The sequence below is a fragment of the Paenibacillus sp. WG02 genome, from assembly GCF_055396115.1.
In genome coordinates this window covers 7,273,535-7,296,622 of the sequence record NZ_AP036016.1, presented here as the reverse complement: position 1 = coordinate 7,296,622, position 23,088 = coordinate 7,273,535, and the positions used below count along the sequence as shown (strand labels likewise).

At 37.2% G+C, this 23,088-nt stretch carries 20 protein-coding genes; 16 read left to right on the top strand and 4 right to left on the bottom strand.

The features are described from left to right. Positions 1 to 5 precede the first annotated feature (5 nt). The 10 genes from ACBP55_RS32955 (at position 6) to ACBP55_RS32910 (ending at position 12,155) form a co-directional block, all read left to right on the top strand. A complete protein-coding gene (locus ACBP55_RS32955) occupies positions 6 to 461 on the top strand; it encodes a lasso peptide biosynthesis B2 protein (protein WP_464647745.1) in 456 nt (151 codons plus the stop codon). A gap of 18 nt (positions 462 to 479) precedes the next feature. Continuing rightward, on the top strand, positions 480 to 1,673 hold the full coding sequence (locus ACBP55_RS32950; protein WP_464647744.1) for a nucleotidyltransferase domain-containing protein: 1,194 nt from the start codon (positions 480 to 482) through the stop codon (positions 1,671 to 1,673). A gap of 4 nt (positions 1,674 to 1,677) precedes the next feature. Next, the gene (locus ACBP55_RS32945) at positions 1,678 to 3,519 is read left to right on the top strand and encodes an ABC transporter ATP-binding protein (protein WP_464647742.1); all 1,842 of its coding nucleotides are present in this window, start codon (positions 1,678 to 1,680) and stop codon (positions 3,517 to 3,519) included. A 127-nt stretch (positions 3,520 to 3,646) separates the two neighbouring features. After that, complete coding sequence (locus ACBP55_RS32940; RefSeq protein ID WP_464647740.1) at positions 3,647 to 4,369, top strand: glycosyltransferase family 32 protein; 723 nt, start codon at positions 3,647 to 3,649, stop codon at positions 4,367 to 4,369. Further along, on the top strand, positions 4,366 to 4,968 hold the full coding sequence (locus ACBP55_RS32935; protein ID WP_464647738.1) for an acyltransferase: 603 nt from the start codon (positions 4,366 to 4,368) through the stop codon (positions 4,966 to 4,968). The genes ACBP55_RS32940 and ACBP55_RS32935 overlap by 4 nt, the downstream gene beginning before the upstream one ends. After that, the gene (locus ACBP55_RS32930) at positions 4,961 to 6,160 is read left to right on the top strand and encodes a glycosyltransferase (RefSeq protein WP_464647737.1); all 1,200 of its coding nucleotides are present in this window, start codon (positions 4,961 to 4,963) and stop codon (positions 6,158 to 6,160) included. The genes ACBP55_RS32935 and ACBP55_RS32930 overlap by 8 nt, the downstream gene beginning before the upstream one ends. 14 nt (positions 6,161 to 6,174) lie before the next feature. Next, a complete protein-coding gene (locus ACBP55_RS32925; RefSeq protein ID WP_464647735.1) occupies positions 6,175 to 7,143 on the top strand; it encodes a polysaccharide pyruvyl transferase family protein in 969 nt (322 codons plus the stop codon). A gap of 18 nt (positions 7,144 to 7,161) precedes the next feature. Next, a complete protein-coding gene (locus tag ACBP55_RS32920; RefSeq protein ID WP_464647733.1) occupies positions 7,162 to 8,430 on the top strand; it encodes a peptidase in 1,269 nt (422 codons plus the stop codon). 10 nt (positions 8,431 to 8,440) lie between these two features. Continuing rightward, a complete protein-coding gene (locus tag ACBP55_RS32915; RefSeq protein ID WP_464647732.1) occupies positions 8,441 to 9,991 on the top strand; it encodes a lipopolysaccharide biosynthesis protein in 1,551 nt (516 codons plus the stop codon). Positions 9,992 to 10,076: 85 nt separating this feature from the next. After that, positions 10,077 to 12,155, top strand: a complete 2,079-nt coding sequence (locus ACBP55_RS32910) for a right-handed parallel beta-helix repeat-containing protein (RefSeq protein ID WP_464647730.1) — start codon at positions 10,077 to 10,079, stop codon at positions 12,153 to 12,155. A 524-nt stretch (positions 12,156 to 12,679) separates the two neighbouring features. Here ACBP55_RS32910 and ACBP55_RS32905 read toward each other — a convergent pair. From ACBP55_RS32905 to ACBP55_RS32895, 3 genes are all read right to left on the bottom strand, one after another. Continuing rightward, positions 12,680 to 13,747, bottom strand: a complete 1,068-nt coding sequence (locus ACBP55_RS32905) for an EpsG family protein (protein WP_464647728.1) — start codon at positions 13,745 to 13,747, stop codon at positions 12,680 to 12,682. Next, the gene (locus ACBP55_RS32900; RefSeq protein ID WP_464647726.1) at positions 13,728 to 14,777 is read right to left on the bottom strand and encodes an acyltransferase family protein; all 1,050 of its coding nucleotides are present in this window, start codon (positions 14,775 to 14,777) and stop codon (positions 13,728 to 13,730) included. Before ACBP55_RS32900 ends, ACBP55_RS32905 begins: the two co-directional genes overlap by 20 nt. Before the next feature lie 127 nt (positions 14,778 to 14,904). After that, on the bottom strand, positions 14,905 to 15,174 hold the full coding sequence (locus tag ACBP55_RS32895; protein ID WP_464647725.1) for a hypothetical protein: 270 nt from the start codon (positions 15,172 to 15,174) through the stop codon (positions 14,905 to 14,907). A 624-nt stretch (positions 15,175 to 15,798) separates the two neighbouring features. Between ACBP55_RS32895 and istA the strand changes: the two genes are divergently transcribed. From istA to istB, 4 genes are read left to right on the top strand one after another with little or no spacing between them, the layout of a single operon-like run. Next, positions 15,799 to 16,740: an IS21 family transposase gene (istA, locus tag ACBP55_RS32890; RefSeq protein ID WP_464647723.1), complete on the top strand. Its 942-nt coding sequence runs from the start codon at positions 15,799 to 15,801 to the stop codon at positions 16,738 to 16,740. A gap of 3 nt (positions 16,741 to 16,743) precedes the next feature. Next, on the top strand, positions 16,744 to 17,130 hold the full coding sequence (locus ACBP55_RS32885) for a Mu transposase domain-containing protein (RefSeq protein ID WP_464653505.1): 387 nt from the start codon (positions 16,744 to 16,746) through the stop codon (positions 17,128 to 17,130). Further along, a complete protein-coding gene (locus ACBP55_RS32880; RefSeq protein WP_464647721.1) occupies positions 17,118 to 17,345 on the top strand; it encodes a hypothetical protein in 228 nt (75 codons plus the stop codon). The genes ACBP55_RS32885 and ACBP55_RS32880 overlap by 13 nt, the downstream gene beginning before the upstream one ends. Beyond that, entirely contained in the window at positions 17,346 to 18,089 is a 744-nt protein-coding gene (istB, locus tag ACBP55_RS32875) for an IS21-like element helper ATPase IstB (RefSeq protein WP_464647719.1), read from the top strand. 386 nt (positions 18,090 to 18,475) lie between these two features. On the opposite strand, the gene ACBP55_RS32870 is transcribed toward istB, so the two are convergent. Then, on the bottom strand, positions 18,476 to 20,632 hold the full coding sequence (locus ACBP55_RS32870) for a right-handed parallel beta-helix repeat-containing protein (RefSeq protein ID WP_464647717.1): 2,157 nt from the start codon (positions 20,630 to 20,632) through the stop codon (positions 18,476 to 18,478). Positions 20,633 to 21,007: 375 nt separating this feature from the next. On the opposite strand from ACBP55_RS32870, the gene ACBP55_RS32865 reads away from it, so the two are divergent. Beyond that, positions 21,008 to 22,183 (top strand): acyltransferase family protein, encoded by a 1,176-nt coding sequence (locus ACBP55_RS32865; RefSeq protein ID WP_464647715.1) that lies wholly within the window; start codon positions 21,008 to 21,010, stop codon positions 22,181 to 22,183. Between the two features lie 46 nt (positions 22,184 to 22,229). Beyond that, a complete protein-coding gene (locus tag ACBP55_RS32860; RefSeq protein WP_464647713.1) occupies positions 22,230 to 22,424 on the top strand; it encodes a hypothetical protein in 195 nt (64 codons plus the stop codon). The last annotated feature ends 664 nt before the right edge of the window (positions 22,425 to 23,088 follow it).

Sequence of the window (23,088 nt, the reverse complement as noted above, 5' to 3'; positions counted from 1 at the left end):
AATCAATGGGGAATTTGAATAAGGTAAAAAAATTTCTTTCATTAGATACGAAAACAATGCTTATTTTTATAGAAGCTTTTTTATATTTGGGATGGGCGCGGTTTCTTATCTTCCTGCCCTTTTCTAAAGTCGCACCTTCACTAGGAGCGCAAATGGAGGAAACTTCGAATGTACAGCTCCACAAGCACACAGCAACATTGCTGAAAGTGCACGATGTGATTCAGATTATGAGTCAACATACCTTGTGGGATAGCAAATGTTTGGTTAAAGCGATAGCCGCTTTGAAAATGCTTGAAAAGCGCCAGATCGAAAGCACGCTCTATTTAGGGACCGGTCGGGACGATTCAGGTAAAATGGTTGCTCATGCTTGGCTTCGCAGCGGACCCTTCTATATTACCGGAGCAGAAGGAATGGAACGATTCGCAGTTGTCGGCAAGTTTGCCAAATATATAAGTGAATAGAGAATGAAGGGGATTAAGATGGAAAACGATTTCCGTTCGGATTCGATGCACTTTTCAAATGAATTGACGTTACTGCTATCCATTATGAGAATGGATAAAGGGGAATCTATGTTATGGAAAGATCAAGACCAGGCAAATGAAATCGATTGGGGAGCTTTTCTGCAGCTCGCAAGACATCATAGGGTTTTTTCCCTGCTATATACCAGTCTTCGGCAAACAGATTCAGCTTGGGTCCCCGCGTATGTCATGAATGCTCTGAAAAAGGATTATCAAGAAAACACCTTTAACATGCTGCGATTGAGTGCAGAGATGGAGCAAATTTGTAAGCTGTTCTCCGAGTCTGACATCCGTACGATCGTCTTGAAAGGACCTGTTCTTGCAGATGACCTTTATGGAAATGTATCCCTTCGTACATCCCGTGATTTGGATATCCTGATTCCGATGCAGCATGTGGACCAAGTCGAGGAACTGCTCAGAAGTCAAGGCTATGTGAAAGAAGAAGAATACAATACGATATTGGATGATTGGAAATGGAGACATCATCATGCGACCTTTATCCACCCTGATACAAGGGTTACACTCGAAATTCATTGGAGATTAGGCCCAGGGCCCGGGAAAGAGCCAGGTTTTGATGAATTATGGGAAAGAAAACGGATAAGCAAGATTACCAGTCATCCTGTCTATTATTTAGGGAGAGAGGATTTATTTCTATTTCTTGCTTCTCATGGGGCACGGCATGGATGGTCGCGGCTTCGCTGGTTGGCGGATATCGACCGGATAACCAGACAACCTATTGATTTTGCCAAGCTTCACTCGCTTCTTACGAAAAATAGACAGCTTCATCTTGGAGCGCAAGCAATGATTTTGGCTGCGCAGCTGCTGCATACTCCTTTGACAGCTGAAATGGAGTCAATGACCACAGGAAAGCGCGCAAGGCGCTTGGCTGCAGATGCACTGTTTTACATTCGCCAAATGGTAAATCTGCATACAGCTCCCGTTCCGGAGCACGTGTCCAAATATCATAAAAAGCATTTATTTTCACTGATGTCAGCGCAACAAAAAATACTTTTCGTGATGAGTTTCTTTTACCCTTATCCAGAGGATGCCGATACACTGACATTACCGAAGAGGTTGCACTTCCTCTATTTCCCCTTGCGTCCTGTCTTGTGGGCCTGGCGAAAAACAAATTCCATATCACAGAGAGGGACGTAACGTAATGGAACATCTCTTTTATTTTACAAAACAGATGCATGCCTACGCCGGTAAAATTTTATATGTGAATCTTCTGGGGATGGTGTTAATCAGTTTCCTTGATGGTATGGGAATTTTTTTATTACTCCCACTACTGAATATCAGCGGAATCATGAATATGAATATGAATATGGGATGGATCTCTCATTTAGGTATCTTTGAAATTTTCAATGAGATTCCTAAACCACTGGCACTACTGTTGATCGTGGGCATGTACGTCATACTTATCTCAGGTCAAAGTTTGATCCAGCGGAATCTCAATCTCCGGGATATCAGAATTCATACTGGTTTTATTAATCATGTAAGATTAGAGACTTATAACGCTTTACTTCAGGCGAACTGGGATTTTTTCATCAAGAAAAGAAAATCGGACCTGATCAATTCGCTGACAGGGGAATTGGGACACGTGACTAGTGGAACTTACGTCTTCCTTCAATTCCTAACCTCTATTGTATTTACCCTGATTCAAATTGGAATCGCTTTGTTCTTATCCGCAAAGTTGACGGTATTCGTGTTAATCTGCGGGCTGGCTGTTTCCTTCTTTTCCCGGACATTTATTAAACGATCAAGAATGTTGGGGAATCAATCGTTAGAGCTCGGACGCAGTTATATCGGGGGGATTACGGACCATTTTAATGGAATTAAAGACATCAAAAGCAATATGTTGGAGGAATCGCGCCGAACTTGGCTCATAAATTGGAGTCAAAGATTCAGTCAGGAACGATTTGAACAAACCAAGTTAAGTGCAAATTCACAGCTGTATTATAAGATTTCGTCAGCATTAATTATTGGATTTTTTATCTATGCATCTAACATGTTCTTTCAAAACCAAGGTCAGCAACTCATGTTGATCATTCTCATTTTTTTCAGGCTTTGGCCGCGATTCCAGGGTGTTCAAACGAATTTGGAGCAAATTTCTGCGGCAATACCAGCTTTTAAGTCTTTGAAGGAATTGCAAAATGAATGTATGGAAGCCAGGGAAATCAAGGGTATTAGCGACTATAACCATGAGAAGCCGATACGTATTGAGGAATATCTCGAGTGTCGCGATGTCTCCTTTCGGTATAATCGTAATGAACAGTTATATGCCCTCCAAGATATAAATTTACGCATTCCGTCCAAGCAAATGACAGCGATCATCGGTCGATCTGGCGCAGGTAAGAGCACCTTAATCGATATCTTGATGGGGCTGCTGAAGCCGGAGAGAGGGCAAGTACTTATGGATGGAGTTCCCCTTACGGAAGCTAATTTATTATCTTTGAGAAAATCCATTAGTTATGTTCCCCAGGATCCGTTCCTCTTTAACGGAAGCATAAGGGATAACATGCTGATGATTGATCCAAGCGCAACCGAGGAACAACTGTGGGAATCGCTCGAGTTTGCTGCATCAGCCGAATTCGTCAATAAACTTCCACAGGGACTCGATACGCTGATTGGTGACAGAGGCATCCGTCTGTCCGGCGGAGAAAGACAACGGCTTGTATTAGCCCGAGCAATACTGCGCAAACCATCTATCCTTATATTGGATGAGGCAACCAGTGCGCTTGACTCAGAGAATGAGGCGAAGATACAAGAAGCGCTGGAGCGACTGCAAGGAAAACTGACGATCATCGTCATCGCTCATCGTTTATCAACGATACGAAATGCTGATCAAGTCATAGTGTTAGATAAAGGAAGAATTATTCAAAGTGGCGGATATACCCAATTAACGGGAGAAAAAGAAGGATTGTTTGCCAGTTTATTGGGAAATCAGATGCAAGAAACGAATAAATCCTCAGTCACATACCTGGGTTCTGTTGCAACATGAGGAATATGCGAAGACGTATGTTGACATGTTCTCTATAAAGAACTAAAATGGATGTAGGGCCAAAATATATTCCGCTAATTTCACTTGTTGTTCTTTATAAAGAAAATATTAACGAGGAGAACCAACAATGCCAATTCCAAAGATCATCCACTATTGCTGGTTTGGCGGGAAAGAAAAGCCCGACATCGTGAAGCGATGTATAGCAAGCTGGCATAACCATCTAACTGGCTATCAATTCATAGAGTGGAATGAAAACAACTTTGACACCAGCAGCAATATATATGTAAAAGAGGCGTACGAAGCGGGCAAATTTGCGTTCGTCAGCGATTATGCGAGAGTGTACGCGCTCTATCACTATGGTGGTATTTATTTAGACACCGATGTGGAAGTGTTCAAATCCTTTGACGACCTGTTACATCACGAGTCGTTCTGGGGATTTGAGCAAGAGAACTACATCGCAACAAGTACGATCGGAGCCGCGAAAGAAAATAAGCTGATCCAAGTATTTATGGATTCCTATCATACCAAGAGCTTCATCCTTGCGGATGGAACTTTTGATTCGTTAACGAATGTAGCGATGATAACGAAGATATTAGGCGATTGGGGAGTTACTCCCAATGGCAGCTATCAGGATATAGAGGGTGTTGGAACCTTTTATCCGCAAACGTATTTCTCTCCTTATGATTATATTAACTGCAGGAAATTCATCTCGGAAAACACGTATGTGATGCATCACTTTTATAAGAGTTGGTTGCCGCCTACAACTAGGCTAAAGGGTAATATAAAGTTAACATTGTCCAAAATTATCGGCGGCGAGAATATTGCTAGATTAAGAGGGTTCTTGAGATGAAACTATTGAGAAAAGTTATATCAACGCTTATCGCGGAAAGCCGCGGCAGGGGAATCTATCATACAATAATTATGAATATTTCACATGTAATAGGAATCTTGAGAGCTTGTATGAATAAGCTTATTTACTTTAATAACATTGAATCCTCGATCTTCTTTCTTCAAGCAAACAGCAGAATAGAAGCATTTAATAAGCATGCCAAAATCCATATTGGGAAGTTTGTGTTTATCAGGAAAAATGCGAGTATTAGAGTCGATCATTACGGCAAACTCCATATTGGCGATAAAGTGTTTATAAATGATAACTGTAACATTAATTGTGTACATAAGATTTCTATTGGTAAATACACCAAAATAGCTCCGAATGTAAGCATTAATGACCATGATCACAATTTCAAGCATTCAACAGATGAACACCTTATTAAGGGAGAAGTCATGATAGGGGAAAATGTCTGGATCGGCTCTAATGTTGTCATTTTAAGAGATACGTTCATCGGGGATAACGCTGTAATCGCAGCAGGAAGCGTTGTGAAGGGGAATGTTCCCGCTAATACTTTATTCTTAAATAAAAGGGAAAAGAGCTTTGTTCAATATGCATAAAAAGAAAATCTTAATAACTGTGTATGATATGGAAATTGGCGGAATTGAAAGAAGCTTAATCAACATGTTGGAGAGTTTTGACTATGATCATTATGAAGTGGATCTCTTCATTTGCCACCATTCTGGTGACTTCTTAAGCTTAATCCCTGAGAAAGTTAACCTTCTTCCACAAATAGCTGCGTATACCGTATTCCGTAAATCCATGCGCCAATGTTTACAGGAAGGGCAAGTCTCAGCAGTCTTGATTCGAATATTGGCTAAAGTCATTTCTCGTGTGAAGGCGAAATCAAGACAACTGAAAGAGGGAACGGGCTATATCCAAATGCAGCTTGTGCCTAAATACATGTCGTATGTGTTGCCGAACTGGGAGAAAAAATACGATTTAGCTATTAGTTATGCGTGGCCGCATGATCTTGTGGCGAATAAAGTGAGTGCACTGAAGAAGATCGCTTGGATTCATACCGATTACAGCGAATTAGAGATTGATAATGAGATCGACTTGGCTGTCTGGAATAAGTACGATGTGATCGCCTCGATTTCTGATGCCGTAACGGATGCTTTTATCCAAACTTATCCCACCCTAGCGAACAAGATCCAACTAATCGAGAATATTACTTCGCCGGCGTTCATCCGAAAAATGGCGGATAGTGATATTCAGATAAATGAAAGATATCAGGATGCCTTTACCATTGTGTCTGTTGGAAGACTTTCTTATGTTAAGGGTTTTGATATGGCTGTCAAAGCATTGAGGTTGTTACATAATAAAGGATTCACCCAAATAAAGTGGTTAGTCGTAGGATATGGCGGTTACGAGGATGAACTTAAACAGTTAATTACAGATAACAAGTTAGAAGACAGCTTTCTGTTGCTAGGAAAAAAGATAAATCCATATCCTTATATAAAGGCATGCGACTTATATGTCCAGCCCTCCAGGTATGAAGGAAAAGCAGTTACAGTAACAGAGGCGAAAATATTAGGTAAGCCGATATTGATTACCAATTATCCAACTGCTAGCAGTCAGATTGAAGATGGGATTGAGGGTTTAATTTGCGGATTGAGTGTTGAAGACATAGCAGATGGGATAGAGAGGTTCTATAAGAGTTCAGAGCTTAGGGAAGAGTTGGCAGTTACCTGTGATAATACAGACTATAACAACAGTTATGAATTAACCAAATTATATAGGATTATATAGGAGGAATTTTATTTATGGAAAATGTATTATTGCTAGACACATCGGTAGGATCTCTGAATAAGGGTGATGATATCATCATGAAGTGCGCGCGACATCAGTTATCGGATATAAACAAAAACAAATTCGTTATGACCTTACCGACGCATGTTCCCTCTTTTCATTGGTATCAAGTGGTAAGAAGGTCGTATGCTCAAAATTTTTATAAAGATGCTAAATATAAGTTTGTATGTGGCACTAATTTATTAACGATGGATATGTTTAACCGCTTCCCACAATGGAATATTAATATATTCAATTGTGAACCTTTACGTAATAGTATTTTGGTTGGGGTTGGAGCAGGTAAAGGTGAACAAATTGGTAATTATACTAAAAAGCTTTACAAAAAAGTTCTATCACATAAGTATATTCATAGTGTTAGAGATGAAAGAACAAAACGGTTTTTGGAAGATATGGGCTTTAAAGTACTCAACACAGGCTGCCCGACAATGTGGTCATTGACACCTGAACTGTGCAAGCAAATTCCAACAGGAAAATCTGAATCGGTTGTGTTTACTCTTACTGACTATTCAAAAGATCTTGTCAGAGATCAGCAGTTAATCAATATCCTTAACGCTAATTACAAGCATGTGTATTTCTGGCTGCAAGGTTCGGGGGATTATGACTATTTCAAGGCTTTAGACAATATTAAAAGCATTAATATTATATCTCCTTCAGTTGAGGCATATGAGAATATCTTATTAACTGATATTGATTATGTGGGGACACGATTGCACGCTGGTATATTCGCAATGGGTCATAAGAAGCGTTCTATTATTATTTCGATTGATGAAAGAGCACGTGGAATGAACGAAACCTACAACCTGAATGTTTTAGAAAGAAAAGATATTCATAAACTTGAAGACTTGATCCATTCTAAAATTATTACTAATGTAAATGTGAATTATGAAGTAGTTAATAAGTGGTTAGCACAATTTCAAGTTTGAAATGGGGGGGTTAAACAAATGCAAAAGATAATCCTTAATAAAATTGTCGTAAATCAAAATAGAGTAGACTACTTCTTTACCATCGAGGGGAATCTGCAAAAATATTTTAATAGAAAAAATCATATGTTTCTTGAATACAATCATGATATATCAGAGATTCCAAATGCCATCTTAACGATTCCATTTGTTGCTAATGTTATGCCCCTAATGTGGATTACAGATTCGACATTGACTGTAGACCATTTGGACAAGTCTTTTTATGACTGTTTAATCGATGTGAAGGCTGCTTATCAAAAGATGTTCCCAAATATAGCATTCAAAGGTTTACTGGTTGTAGATAAAATTGAGGAACATATCTACGCTCCTGAGCTTAAAGCTGCTTCCTTATTTAGTGGAGGACTTGACGCTGTAACTACCTTTATACGAATAAAAGATAAAAAACCGTTATTAATTACTGAATACGGTTGGCATGATGATACGGTACAAGAAAGCGAAGTTTGGAATGCAGATAAAGAAAATGCAGTTTCTTTTGCAGAACTATATGGATTAGAAAACATTCTTATTCAATCCAACTATGGAACATTTATTCATGCTCAATCCATTGATTATGACTATCACAAAAGATTGGGAGACAGCTGGTGGCATGGTTTACACCATGGCTTAGCCATAATTTCTGCTGCAATTCCTATAGCCTTTAAACTGAAAATTGAATGCATTTATATAGCAAGTTCAAATTCTCCTCTGTTCCAAGTTGCTTGTGCATCAGATCCAACTGTCGATAACAATATAAGATATGCCTCCGGGAAGGTTAACCATGATGGTTATGAGCTTACTAGGCAGGATAAGGTTAAGGTTTTAGTTAATTATTATGATGCAGCTAAAGAACCAGTTCAAATAAGGGTCTGTTTTAAAAATAAAGAAAATTGCTGCTCTTGTGAGAAATGCTTAAGAACCATTCTAAGTATAGTGGCCGAAGGCAAAGATCCAAAATACTTTGGATTTAATGTACCAGATAATTTATCTGTACATGTTAAGTCATTCTTGGAAAAAGAAGTTAAATTTTTTACACATACTATTATTACGATTTATTGGAAAATCATTCAAAATACGATGAGAGAAAATATAAACAGAATTGTCCATAAAGATCTGCTGGATTGGTTTATGGATTACGACTTTGCAACAGAACGTAAGAAAGCTTTATTAAGATATCGGGTAACCCAATTTGTACCGATAATTAACAGGAGAATTAAAACAAAAATAAATCGAATTTTTGCAAATTCACAATGAAAGAGATCATATGAGAATAGAAAATTCCCTGAAAAATATGATATTTGGTCTTACAGGCCAAATTACAAGCGCGATTATGGGTATTATTGTAAGGACAGTGTTTATTTCAACGCTCGGAGTTGAATATCTGGGCGTTAACGGACTATTTACTAATATATTAATCCTGCTTTCTGTTGCCAATTTAGGATTTGATACTGCAATTATCTATAACCTTTATAAACCATTGGCAGAAGGCAACCAACGGAAAATTCAAGGCTTTATGAATTTATACAAAAAAGCGTATCAAATCATTGGTTTCATTATCTTTATGGTCGGTTTAATACTGCTGCCCTTTCTTTCGCATTTAATGAATGGGGCAACAAGCATACAAGAAATAAAATTTATATATATCTTATTCTTAATTAATTCAGTTTCATCTTATTTCCTAGTTTACAAACAATCTATAGTAATAGCCGACCAGCATAATTATATTATTTCCAAAATCCATACCGGGTTTACTATTATATCTAATCTACTCCAAATACTTTTATTAATAACTACAAAAAACTTTATAGTGGTGCTTGCCTTACAAATTACCATGAATATTCTGAAAAATGTATATATTTCTCATAAGGCTAATCTACTTTACCCCTACATTAAAGAAAATAATAATGTGAAATTAACTTATGAAGAAAAAAAAGGTTTTTTCAAAAATCTCTATTCCCTAATGCTCTACAAAATAAGTGGAGTAGTAATAAATGGTACGGACAATTTAATTATTTCTTCTTTTTTTGGATTATATTGGGTTGGAATTTATTCTAATTATTTGTTAATCATTGCTACAATTAATACTTTTGTTAGCCAAATCTTTTATTCAATTACAGCAAGCGTGGGGAACTTAGTTGTAAAAGAAAATGAGGATCGGAATTATTTTGTTTTCCGTATCATTCAATTATTAAATTTTTGGGTATATGGTTTTTGTTCGATTTGTCTTTGGAATCTGATAAACCCAACTATTACGATATGGTTAGGTGAAAACTATGTAATGAGTACATTCATAGTATTTTTTATCATATTAGATTTTTATACAAGTGGTATGCAGAATGCCACCACAACTTTCAGAGAAACGACAGGCTTGTTTCAAAAAGGAAAATACCGTCCTGTTTATGCGGCCTTAATAAACATTGCAGCTTCAATCATTCTGGCAAATAAGATAGGAATTGCGGGAGTACTATTAGGCACCGTAATAAGCAGGTTATGCACATATTTCTGGTATGATCCTTTTGTTATTTTCAAATATGCCTTTCAAAAGCCAGTTAAAATCTACTTCCTCAGATATTTTGGCTTTGGCATCCTCGTATTTTCCATGGGATTTATCATAAATTATATGGGTAATACGCTAGCACTGCATGGACAGATGAACTTGATAATAAGGGCGATATTATGTCTTATAATTCCTAATATATTTTTCTTTATCTTATTCAGAAAATCAGAAGAGTTTACATATTTGTATAGAGTTGCACTTTCACTTTTACAGAGATTACCTTTGAAGAGATTTCAAAAGAAAGTTGAATCATTATAATATTAGTAATATAGCGGATTTTCATAATAATCCAATCTCCTCTATTTTTTTTGCATAACATGTAAAATAGAAGGAGGTTGGATTTATGTCTGGTTATGTTTTGGAATTAACTCGATGGAACGTGAAGAATGACGGCACAGATGCAATTAATACTTCAAAGGGGATCAACGCTGCTATTACTTGGGCATCTCAACAGGGATTTGCAGAAATTGTGCTACCTGGTGGCATCTATTTGATTGATGAGAATAACCCGATCCAACCTCTGAGTTTTATGACATTGAATTTAGGGGGCTCCACATTAAGGATTCGAGATAATGGGTTACAGAAGTATGCTATCGTGAGCTTTCAAAGTAATCAACAGTATTCAAAACTTACAAATGGCAAAATTATAGGTGATAAGGACACACATGATTACAACACAATTCCCGGTACACATGAGGGCGGGTATGGAATTGAGGTAGGGAGTTTTACACCAAAGGTTGGCAGTAACATCCGGTTTCTTTCTATCGATCATTTGGAAATCTCTAATTGCACGGGAGACGGAATCATTTTTGCAAGCACTTTTGGGCAAATTTCCCCTGTTCCTATACAGTTCGCTGCATCATTCGAACAAGGAGGAATAAATACTTCTAATGGTACTTTCACAGCAGATAGTAAAAGAATTCGATCTACAATAAAGATCGATTTGAGCCAGCCTTTAATTAAGAAATACGGATATTTCGGATTATACGGTAATGGGTACGGAGCACTTGGATCAGAAATTACGTCTAATCATTATGACGTCATTTTCTTTAAGAGTGATGATACGTTTGTCTCTGCCTCAAATACAGTGCAATTTTTTGATGAAGTGGAGATTCCTTTAGGGGTAGCTTATGCGAGAGTGGTTCTGCATCAAAGTGGAGTTCCCTCTAGCAAAGGAGTTTCTATAAATCTAAGAGTCCCAGAGTTTCCAAAACATGTCCGCGTGGAGCAGAGTGAAATTCATCATTGTAGAAGACAGGGAATATCTATTTGTGGAGGTAAGCATCTCCATATTAAGGACTGTGAAATCCATCATATTGCCGGTACGGACCCTCAAGGTGGAATTGATATTGAAGATGGATATGATTTAAACCAATTTATCCATATCGATGAGAACGATTTTCACGATAATACTGGTTATGATGTTGTAGCCGTGAATGGGAAATATATTAATATAACTAACAATCGGCTAACTACGACAACCAAATATGCATCCCTTGGGCTAAACAGAGGTGTGGATAAGGCTATAGTAACAGGGAATACAATTCACAATGCATTAGTGAATCTTGAAGGAGAAGTGTTATTTACTAACAATCAATTATATGGCTCTCATTTGAGGCTCGGAGGAGATGCACAGTTACCTAGAGAAATCAGTGTTAGCCAGTGTATGTTTAATAATTGCCTGTTAACGCTTGATAAAAGTACTCCATATCAAATTAAGATTGATGGTTGCAAATTTTTTAACGATATTCAAAAGACTAATTCATTTTATAATGCCAAATGGTGTAGTGTAACATTTAGAAATGAGCCCCAGATCTTCTCGAATTGCGAATTTGATGGTGATGACTATTACTATTTAAATAATATAATTAATGGAACTAACGGTGGTTGGATCTATGACAATGTTACATTCAAAAATATTAATAAACCTTTGGGATTGCCTGCTGGAACTTATACAAATTGCAAATTCCTGGGAAACGTAAATTTGACTCTTAATGGATCCGGTACAAAAAATGGGGAATTTACCCTAAGGGAGTGTATTTTTAACGCTAACATAACTGTGAGTAATACTAACAGTTTTAAACTATTAAATTGCTATTTGCAGCAACAAGGGGGTACGGTACTCAAGATTCAAAACGTTTTCGATCAAGTGATTATTAAAGGAAATGTAATAAATTATCTGAATTCAGTCGGAGTAAATTCCATAATAAAAATAGAAAACACGTTCGTTGGGAATTGGATCGTAATTGAGGATAATATAATTTCGTCAACCATAAATCAAATTGGTGTTGAGAACGCAATTTTAATTAACCAGAAAACCCAAGTTATTGTTAGAAATAACACGTTGTTCCATGCAGTACTTAAACTTAATGGCAATGAACTTAATCGCTTTAACGTTATTGACGGAGTAATGAATCCATGAAATTGACCCCAAAAGCTAACTTTTGGGGTCAATTGTTTTATATGGTTGTAGTCCGCCCACAGAGCTAAAATTTATTTCTAATATTTTTTATGAACATAAAATCTGCTCAGACAACAAAATTCATTCTTGCTTTTTTACATTTTGACACGTTCTTTATAAAGGACGTGTCAAAAATGTGAAAATCTAGAATCAATATATTAGTCATTTCATCTCCAACTTATTAATTGTTTATTCACCCAAAAGGAATTAATCGTTAAGAGAAATTCTGTATATAACAACGAAATACTTCCATCTATCGCAGCACCTTACAAAGGCAACGTGTGAGATATGATCCCTCAGTATTGTTCTTTGTAACGAATTTTGTGTCAGGATGATACAATCCACCAAGATCATACTCTACTTTTTCTCTCCACATCGCCTTACACTTTGGACATAGATAAGTCACAGTTTCAAGTTATTGAGTCGAACTTATATCGCGCATTTTATTGTACCCCTTCGTGTTTATTCCCAAGCGGTTGAAGGTTTCAAAAAAACTTTAAATAATCACTACGATACTGAATGTTCAGAGCTATAACATTTTCATAATAGAAGTAAATTATATATAAAACTATTATCAAATAATAAACAATCTTCTGCTCTCTTTTTACAAATAATTTAACAGCCCATGACATGAGTATTAAATTATATAATCCAAAATAAATAATATATCTGGCGTAAATCCAGTTCTGGGTTGACAAAATCATGAACACTAATCCAACTAGACTCATATTTACAATGTAATCACTTTTTGGAAATATCTCTCTAAGCTTTTTTCTGCCCAAGAAGGCGATGACGAGTGGGGCAGCGAAGACAATCACTCGAAGCATATTTGCTCCATGGTCAATGGCATCCTGATATTTTCCGTAATCCCCAGCGAACTGCAAGAATATACCAGATAATTGATTGTATCCAATTACAATAATTATTGCAAAAGCAAGAAAGGAATATGTGGTCTTTGTCCAAGCTTCTCTTCTTACAAAAAAGTATAATGGAATATAGATTAGGGCACTCTGATGGATTGTTGAAGCCAGAAGAATAATCAACATGTATTTTATCCAACGACCATCTAATAAGTACTTTGTAGCTGTAAAAAGAATGGCTGCGGCCAAAAATTGTCTTACACCATTCATCGAAACTATATAAAGTCCCGATGTAATATACAAAAAAATGCTTAACTCAAACATCCTTGAATAATTATATAGAACGGCAACAATTAATATATTAGTTATCACCGCGGTAGTGAAAAGCAATATCTGCGGATCTGATGATATTGTAAGCAAAAACCTTTGAAGCAAGTAGAACCCCTGTTCTTTACTGGGAAGCATAAAAGGTTTATTAGCCATCAATACATATGAAAGTTTATATCCAAAGGTATCACCTATATTACTTCTAAGTCCTGATAACAATGTCAATGCTATCATAACGAACAGAACCAGAATTTTATTGGGCTTATTATACTCTTGCCGCATGGATAGACGATTCACATTTGTTGTGATTCTTGCCATTGAAGAAAAGACATACACAAAAATTAAATTAATCCAAATCAATAGCATATGGATTCCTCTGTAACTTTCCACCATTATTCTTTATGAACAATGATTTAGTATATTTAAGTAGAGGTTTTTCAACAATCGAATAGAAAACACATCCAATAACAATTGATACAACTGAAAAGACTAAGTGAACAAAAATATTTGGAGCGAATATATCGTATAGATTTAATTTCTTTATGATTGATCCTAAAATCAACAATGTAATCAAATGAGTAAGATAAATAGAATAAGAAGCATCTCCAAAATATCTTAGTATCTTTGGTACAGACACATATCTATTGATTTCTAGTTTTACCAGTCCGAGTATGAGTACGGCAAAGGGGAACCCCCACATTATGAAACGGTGCATGTTTAAAACGTTATAGTGTTGCAATACAGCAGACACAATAATTAGCGCAATTCCAAGATGTATTGTCCATTTAAAATTAAATTTATTTTTTAAAATAAGTAAAGCAACACAACATCCAAATAGGAATTCCAGATTTATTGGGTTAAAAATTCGACCTATGGAAATAGGGAATTTAACTGGAAAAATATAAAAATAAATTATTGTAAGTCCCCAAATGGTAATCATAGAATAAAATATCTTTTTATTAAACAGTAAAATACCACAAAATATTAAATAAAATAATATCTCGAATTCTAATGTCCAAGCAGCTCCAATAATAGGATCTTGTTCTTGAGGTAGCAATAATAATGAATGAACAATATAATCGATTGAAATGATACTATGTTTGAATATAGCCACCATTATAATGTAACCAAATGTGACTAACCAATATATGGGGAATATTCTGATGAGTCTTTTTTTTAGAAATGGAATAACTGCCTTTTTATTCCCTATATCTCCGTTGTGGATATATAAAATGATGAATCCACTTAATACAAAAAATAAATCCACTCCATGCTGACCTAATATATATAGACCTGATGAACCAAATTCATGAAATATCACAACTGCAATTGCTGCAATTCCTCTTAGCAATTGCAGTGTATCGAAGTTTCTACTATGAATGCTCTTAATCATCATCCACACTCTCCTGTGCAATATTCTTTATATCGAAACATTTGTTCTTTATTAAGAATGTAACACAAATAAGGTGTGAATGTAAAAACATTTTTTTATTCGATAAATTCTATTTGTCGTTTTTTAATGACTAACCAACGGCAGTAATTCCATCGCCAATCGTCCTTATCTTTTGAGAAGTATAGGCGGCATCTGGTTGTAAACTATACTGAATGGAATAGTTATTGTTGAGCGCTGCTGATAAGGATGGTACAGAAAGTGCATAGTTAGCATCCCTGCGAGCACCGAACAGCTCTAGTTTATTGTTGATGTTGTTGGACTCAAAATAGTTATCTGTTATTTTTAGAAACTTTTCTGCATAAACCGTTAGCGCTCTATTGATCACAGTTGGGCTCAACATGAAGTTTTTGTTGCCTTCTACGAAGACATTCTCAAATTGGATATAAGAATTCCTTCACTACTAATTCCAGTTACAGAAGTATTTTTGGCTACTTGAACTCGGTTGTTCTTAAAGTGTATCGATTTTCGTTTCGAGTTTGGAAGCCCTCTGAATTTCGTATCCATATTATTAAATGTGCAATCAGTTACAACTATCTCATTAGCGGTGAAATTGGCATCGGCAGCGAGGTTCTTTTGACCGTTAAAGGTGGTTCTTGAAAGTGATATCTGATTACCTTTTATGGTTCCGAATTTATTAAGAACGGTAACGTCACAGTCTGAGAATTTGAATGAGTTTTTACCTATATAGTCGAATGCGGATGAGTTATCTGTGAAGTATCCAACATGATTAATATTAAACTTACATCTATTGAACTCTATCTGTCCTCTGCGAACTATCCACGGAATAATTGTCCCCTCGGGCTTATTTGAATATTTCGGTGCCTTAGAGTCATCGAGTTAATGAGTGAGAGCCACCACGTTAATCTATTAGAGCCACTATGTTAGTAGAGAGAGCCACCCGTTGGTAGAATGGACAGATGTGCGTCTGCTGAGCAGTGCACAAATACCAACGGGAGGTCATCGAATGACCAAGTATCGAGAAATTTTACGGCTCAGTAGCATGGGGCTGAGCCAGCGCAGTATCGCTTCGAGTATTCAATGCTCGCGTAACACCGTCTCTGAGGTGTTACAACGTGCTAACGAAAAGGAGCTATCATGGCCACTACCGGAGGATGTGGCAGAAGCCGACCTTCAGTATCTCTTGTTTCCTGAGAAGGTTCAGGCATCTTCGCGAAAAGTTCCGGATTGTGAATATATGCATCGGGAATTGGCCAAGAGTGGCGTTACTCTTAGCTTGCTCTGGAGCGAATATTGTGAGAACTGTCGTTTAAGCGGAGAAATCCCCCTCATGTACACCCAATATTGCAATTACTACCGCAAATATGCCGCCACGACAAAGGCTACGATGCATATTCAGCGTAAGCCAGGCGAGCAAATGGAAGTCGACTGGGCCGGTCAGACCGCCACTTTAGTGGACCGAGATACGGGGGAAATACTTCCTGTATACATCTTTGTCGCCGCACTTCCGTGCAGCCAATATGCTTACGTAGAGGGCTTCCTATCCCAGAATCAAGAGAGTTGGACTTCTGCCCACGTAAACGCCTTTACTCATTTTGGAGGCGTCCCCAAAATTCTTGTGCCGAACAACCTTAAAACCGGTGTAGAACAATCCTCTTGGTATTCCCCTGTCATTAACAAGACTTATCAAGAAATGGCTGAGCATTACAATACAGCCGTCATTCCAGCTCGTGTTCGAAAGCCGAAGGATAAGCCAAGTATAGAGGGAACCATTGGTATCATATCGACTTGGATCCTCGCTGCTTTACGCAAGAATACATTCTTCTCTCTCAGTGAATTGAATGAGGCCATCGCAGACAAACTGGATGCATTCAATCGCAAACCCTTCCAGAAAAAGCCGGGCAGCAGGCATAGTGCATTTCTTGACGAGGAGAAGCACACCCTGTAGCCACTGCCCCTTACCGCGTACGAATGCGCCACTTGGAAAGTTGCCACTGTACAGTTTATTTATCACATAGCTGTAGAAAATATGCATTACAGCGTTCCCTATGAATATATCAAACACAAGGTAGATGTCCGTATTACGAGGGGCGTCATTGAAGTATTCTACAACCATCATCGCATTTGCTCGCATTCTCAGCTCTATGGGCGCCCTGGGCAGTATCACACCGTGTCCGATCACATGCCGGAGAAGCACAAACAATTTGTTGAATGGAATACAGAACGCTTTGTATCGTGTGCTAAGCAAGTAGACCCCAATGCAAGCGCCGCTATTCAGGCTATTCTCGCAGGTCATCGTGTCGAGCACAAGGTTTTAAAGCATGCATGGGGGTACTAAAATTAGCAGATCGGTACTCGCTGGTTCGACTGGAATCCGCTTGTGCACGAGCCCTCAGCTATACGCCGAGCCCGAGCTACAAGCAAATCAGCACCATACTCAAATCAGGCCAAGACACACTTGAGGAAGCCGCCACAATTGAACAGCCAAGCCTTCCATCCGTTAATCCGCATGGCTTCACTCGCGGCTCAACCTACTATGGGAGGAAATCATAAATGCTAACCAATACAACGATCACCAAACTCAATGAATTGCGGCTAAGTGCCATGGCAGAATCCTTGCATGAACAGATGCAAAATCCCTCGTACTCCAGTTTGGCTTTTGAAGAGCGCTTCGGACTTGTAGTAGATGCGGAGTGGGCAAGGCGTAAGTCAAATCAATTAAACAGACTCATCAAGAAAGCAACGCTGCGTTATCCAAACGCTTGCGTAGAAGACATAGAATATCATACCGACCGGCGTTTAGAGCAATCCCAAATCCTACGGCTTGCTACGGGTAATTACATTCATGAAAAATTAAACGTCATTCTCATGGGAGCATCAGGTGCAGGTAAAACTTTCATCGGCTGTGCGCTTGGAAACGCAGCCTGCCGTCATCTCTATGCAAGCAAGTACATTCGCTTACCGGAACTATTAACCGACCTAGTCATAGCGCGAGGAGAAGGGACATACAAAAAAGTTATTGCCCACTACAAAAAAGTAAGTCTTCTTATCATAGATGAATGGCTGCTAGTTCCTCTGACCATAACGGAGTCTCGAGATCTGCTTGAAATCATAGAGGCTCGGCATCAGAATGCTTCAACGATTTTCATCTCCCAATTTGCTAAAGAAGGATGGCACGATAAAATCGGAGAACATACCATGGCAGACGCTATCCTAGACCGTATCGTTCATAATTCCAATCACATGCTCATCGACGGCGAAGATTCGATGAGAAAAAGAAAAGCACAGTTGATTTAAGCCCAGCTTTGCCAACGAGAGCCAACTATTCACGGTGGCTCTATTTCATTAACAACGTGGCTCTCACTTATTAACCCAGCGGCTTTGCCGCACCGAAATAATCATTATTGAAATTGAATTTGCAATTATTAAAAGCAACGACATCATAAGGCACATCATAGGAAGGAACAAATGAAAGATAAGCAGAAAGCAGAAGAGATTGCCGCAACGGGTGCAGATGTTGAGATTGACCCCAAAAGCTAACTTTTGGGGTCAATTGTTTTAAATGGTTGTAGTCCGCCCACAGAGTCGCGAGCGTTTTTTGTTAGGTTTGTGAAAGTAGCTCCCAGCCCCTGCTGTGGGGAAGGACTTAAGGTCATTGGCAGTTTGCAGTTAGGTTTTTATTATTACTTCGCTAATTCTTTATTTTCAATATTAATATCGCTTGCTTTTAACTTTAATTTTGCTACTACGAAAATATTGTTGGAAATCGTATAGGCAGGTGCACCTGTACCTGCGTCAATGGTGTGAATTCCATCTAAATCTATATTTGTTTTTATTGTGCTATTTTTGATTGTAAAGGATTTAACTTTGGCTGGTTTGGTAAAGCCTCCAGGTGGTCCTATTTTGATAAATGGTTTACTTTTTAGTGTAAGATTATTAGCAGTGAAGGTGCTGTTTAGTAATGATAACTGTTTTGCTCCTTGTAAATAAATTGCAGCTGCGTAACCAATATCTTTTGAAATAGTAAAGTTAGAATTGTTGACATTGACATCTGGTTCTCCATACAAACTATCTAGTGTAAATATCTTACTTAAAGCATTAAAAGTACAATTATTAAAAGTATATTTACCTGGTTGATTAAAAACCAAACCAACAGTTTCAGTTGTTGTGGATGAAAAATTGCAATTATTGTAAGTTCCTGCGGGGAATACCGTTCCATTGTAAGCATTGAAATCTTGAACAATTAAATTATCATATATATTTTTATCCGTTCCTTTGCCTTGAAGTGTCGAGAGTTTTGTCAATCCTTTTATTGTGATATTCGAGAGGTGAACAGGATTTTGGCCAACATTCAAAGATCTGTAAGAAGTTGTGTTAGTGTTGGTAATTGTAATATTATCTACTTTTGATCCGAATGGCTCAGTGTTGTTCAAATTTAAAGTGCTATCAACTAAAGTCGCATTTGTGAATGTATTACTTGTTGCAGTCAGATCAACTCGCGAGTTACTGAATTTGTTCTGATCTGCAACTCCTGTTCCACCCATGGTAAAGTCAGCATTATTAAATGTATTGTTTGTAATCGTTGTATTTGGGAATGCCTTCCAGATGTAGAATCCCCTTTTACTTTCAAATAAATTATCAGTAATAGAAGCAGTGTCTCCATCAGCAAAAACGATATCTCCACCTGTATTATTGTAAAAGTGATTATTTTTTATAATAAGATTATTATTGGGGTAAAATCCTTGCGCTTCTGAGTCAATTCCAAATTGGGGAGCAGTCCCTTTGATATCATGAAATTTATTATTGCTAATTTCAATTCCATCTACTCCGAAAATTGAAATTCCTTGCCTTCTATTAAACGCTGATTCTGAGTTTTTTATTATTACGTTTCTAGATACATCATTAGTAAAAAATTTAACGAAAAAATTATTAAGATCAATAGAACTAAAAACAGGGTAAAAAGTATCAGCGCCTACTGGGATTTGAACTAGGTCAAGTCCAAATCTGACTTGTTTAACAGAAGACAAATATTTACCGTTACTATAATAATAAACATCATATTTTTTACTATTAACACCTAATGGTTGCTCAAAAGCAAAGTATTTTCTTCCTTTAAATTTTGGGCTTGTAAAGTCTAGGGCAATCTTACTTCTAACTTTTGATGTGGAATTAATAAAGTTGCCCATATTATCGATATCACCATAACCGTAGCTTTTACCGTCGAAGTTAGCTATTCCAGCGTTAGAGCCACTAATTGTAATGCCATCTCCAGTGAAATCGACTGTTCTAACGCCATCTATCGTTAAATTGTATGCACCCTCTGAGATTATTCCCATACCGAATTCATGGGTTCCATAGCTATAAGATTGGTCTTTCCCACTGAAATTATGTGATTGTTTATCCCCTTGATAAGTTCCACCTTTTAGAGTTACATTATTTGCACCATAGCCAATGTAAATTGTTTGATAACCCTCAAACCCATTAGTTTCTTTTTGAATAATCGTTGATTCATCAAGTAAGAATGTCATATTGCTTACCATGTTTATTTGCGCTTGTGGATCATTTGGTTTATTTCCTTTACTAATTAAATATTTGCCAGTCGGTACTTTAAAGATTCGATAGCCTTGACTATGTGCCCATTGCAATGCTTTGTTGATTCCATTTGTCGTTTCGATTGGATGTGTTCCGTCACTATAAATATTCCAGCGGGAAAGTTCTAAGTTGTAAGTTGTAGGCACTGCTGTTTGTGTTGAAGTTTCTTCTGAGGCAACTGCACCAACACGTAAAGATTGAAAAGAAAGTATTAAAAAAATTAGTATTCCGAATGCTTTCGTAGTCATTTTCTTACCATCCTTATGGAGTTATTTATATTCTTGTAACATTGTACACTAAAAATAGGGAAATATATCGAAAGAAGTCATAAAATGGATTGTAAAATATTGATATTTTATTTCTTGAATGTTTTAAAAAGTGAAGGGTAGATTTGTCTCTAATATAGACGATTAAAGCCTAAAGGACCCGGAGCATATTCGAACGGAACGACCTCGGTTTCAATTGTTGATACGTTTGATAATACAGTTACTATACGGTTTTACAGACCGACCTACGTAGATATAGGGCTTATACCAAATTAGTTCTTGCAACAAAATCCCAATATTTGCTATATTCTTTATTAAGGACGATAGCGTTCTTAATAAAGTATTTCGGGGGTTGCCATGAACAAGCGGTATGAAGAGTTGGATTCTCTTCGAGGAGTTGCGGCACTATTTGTAGTGTTTTCGCATATGTATCAAGTGATTCCACCTAGAAAATTATCTAAAATAATCTTTGAATTCAGTCCTCTTCGTTTGTTTATTTCAGGCGGAGAGGCTGTGATATTATTTTTTATTCTAAGTGGTTTCGTCTTAGCTCTTCCATATTTTAATAATAATCAATCTAGTTATACATCATTTATTATTAAACGCATATGCCGGATTTACATGCCTTACTTAGTTGCGATGTTCATCGCAATTGGATGTAGAGAAATCTATTATGAAGGAAGAATGAAGGGGTTAAGTGGGTGGGTAAATTCGTTCTGGACGGCTCCACTTAGCTTCCAAGCGGTGAAGGATCATGTACTTATGCTAGGTACTTTTCTCAGTAATCTAAACCCTGTCATATGGTCACTTGTACATGAAATGAGAATATCAATCATTTTCCCATTAATCATGCTACTCATAGTAAAACTTGATTGGAAAAAAAGTTTGAGTTTAAGCGTTCTTTGTACGTTAGTGGCAATGATATTGTTTGAGATTTTCCAACCTAAAAACACAGGAGTAGAATACGTAGCATCACTCAATTACACTGCAATGTTCATCATTGGTGCTCTGATAGCCAAACATAGAACATTTATTGCAAGTAAATATAATCTGCTAAACAAAAAGATGAAATTGCTTATTTTCGCATCTGGCTTGGTAACTTACTTATTGATACACCCATCGTTTGCAATTAAAGCTTTTGTTTATCAAGGGATATCTCCTTTTTACAGAACAGTAATTGATTCGTGGGCAATTACTTTGGGTGCAGCGATCTTAATCATATTTGCCATTAACTCGGCCTTGTTCTCGAAAATATTAAGAACCAAATTTGTATGCTTCTTGGGCAAAATATCTTATAGCTTGTATCTCATCCATGTGGTGATTATTCTAACGATGCTGCAAACATTGCATAGTACGGGTGTTCCGATCAGAATAATTCTTATCGGATCCTTGCTGGTCTCGTTCTTGTTTGCTACTTTGATGTACAATTTTATTGAAAAACCATCAATTAAGTTGGGTAAGTACCTGACTACAACTCGACTTAAACAGAATAAAAGCGTTGAGTCAGAAAAGGTGAGTAGTAAGTTCGCCTGAATAAAAAACATAGCACTAAACTTCGAGCAAATCGGGGCTAATTTTTATGTTCAAAAATCTGGTAAGAGAAGGTGATGCAGTTAATGCCCAAGACATTGCGCAGGAAGCTTTGCAATCCACAAAGGCATCCCATCATCGGCTAGATAAAATTAACAAAATCATTTTTTGGGTAGGAACGACAGTAATAGGTGCGATTATCGTTAGAGCTATTACAATTGCTTTTAAATTTAAAGGAGCGTGATCTATCCATGGACATGATCTCGAATGATATATTAACACTAGCAACATTGGTTGTCGCATTCGTTGGAGTTATTAAATCATCGGTATTGATGCAAAGTTTAGCCCGATCATCGCAATGGTGATTGTGGCTTTTTTGTTTCGATTCCGGATGATATCCAAAGCAAACTGCTATTAATCTAAGTCATTGGACACTCAGCGTCTGGTGTGTACCATTATTCAAAGAATAAAGGGAATCCAGGTAGCTCAGAAGGTTGGTCAACCTGAAGGCAGCCGTATTTACTTTGCTGTAATGTGCAGTAGATTTGCCCGCTCCGCATAGAGGAATTGATACAAATATAATGAGCGACTAGGAAAATTAATTAGTGTTGACATGTTCTTTATAAAGAACTACAATTAAATTAACTATTTGGGACCAGAGAAGAGTAATTTTTTTTTTCTCGAATTGTTCTTTATAAAGAATTATTATGTAAAAAACGTTCTTTATAATAGGATTATTGCCAATCTTTATAGCTTCGTTCTTTATGAAGAACAATAAAATGGATTCCTAAATACGCTCCGGTGATGCCTCCTTACCGTTATCAATGGAAGCACTCGACCATGCTGTGGGTTGAATCGACCTTAGACGCGAGTCGTCAAAAGTGTGGTGCGAGGAAGGGTTAGATGCC